Origin of the sequence: Rhodoferax sp. U11-2br (assembly GCF_018619435.1) — a bacterium.
Lineage (GTDB): Bacteria > Pseudomonadota > Gammaproteobacteria > Burkholderiales > Burkholderiaceae_C > Rhodoferax.
The window spans coordinates 1-801 of sequence record NZ_JAHFZF010000067.1 but is presented as its reverse complement, the minus strand read 5'-3'; the positions used below and the strand labels follow the sequence as shown (position 1 = coordinate 801).

The window sequence follows — 801 nt, the reverse complement described above, 5'->3', positions numbered from 1 at the left end:
ACGTTGGGCTGGCCCATGCCCATGGCGACTCGATCCGGAGTGCCGAACAGGTTGGTCAGCACCGGCATGCGGTAACCTTTGGGATTTTCGAACAGCAGGGCCGGGCCACCCGCACGCAGGGTGCGATCGCTGATCTCCGTCATTTCCAGATAGGGATCTATCTCGCGGGTGATGCGCTTGAGTTGTCCGTTTTGTTCCAGCTGCGCGATGAAATCACGCAAATCCTTGTATTTCATGCAGGTACCCTGTGTTCAGGCGGTGCCGCATTATAACCCTGGCGGGGCGACGGGTGTACCCGTATCGGGCAGCATCACAGGACTTGCATGGCGCTTTTCCTGCCGGGTGAGCCGATCGGCGAGCTGGGCCAGCAGCCTGGGTTCATCCATCTGCAACAGCAGACTTGCCACCTGACCGCTGTACTGACGATTACCGAGCTCGGCCAGCAGGAACTGCTGCGCCGTGTCGGGCAGGGGCGAGAGCTGGCTGAGTTGTTGCAAGGCGGGCAGTTTCAGGCGGCCATTGCGGCTGGCGGCGATCAGCAGGTCGCTCGCCGCCTGACCCTGGTGGAAACGGGCCACGCTCCGAAGGGCGGCAACGCTGTCGTGATCCACCGGCTGGTGCCACAACTTCTGATAGAGGGCGCTGTCGCCGGTGCGCTCGAGCAGCTGTCGCAGCAGCTGGTTGTCGGGCAGGAAGATGCTCATGGCGGCCAGCTTGCGCGCCTCGCGCTGCAAGACAAAGAGCGGTTGCCGCTCGAATCCCGCCAGCAACGCCTGCTGCTGCTGGGCCAGGTCCGGGTTG

1 protein-coding gene and 1 pseudogene are annotated in these 801 nt (G+C 63.3%); both read right to left on the bottom strand.

Features of this window, described 5'->3' with window-relative positions; genetic code table 11:
* Positions 1–236, bottom strand: a pseudogene (locus KKO72_RS20765) (UbiD family decarboxylase domain-containing protein); the annotation flags it as partial.
* A gap of 30 nt (positions 237–266) precedes the next feature.
* The coding region (locus tag KKO72_RS20760) for a hypothetical protein (RefSeq protein WP_214943769.1) at positions 267–801 on the bottom strand (535 nt) is incomplete at its 5' end.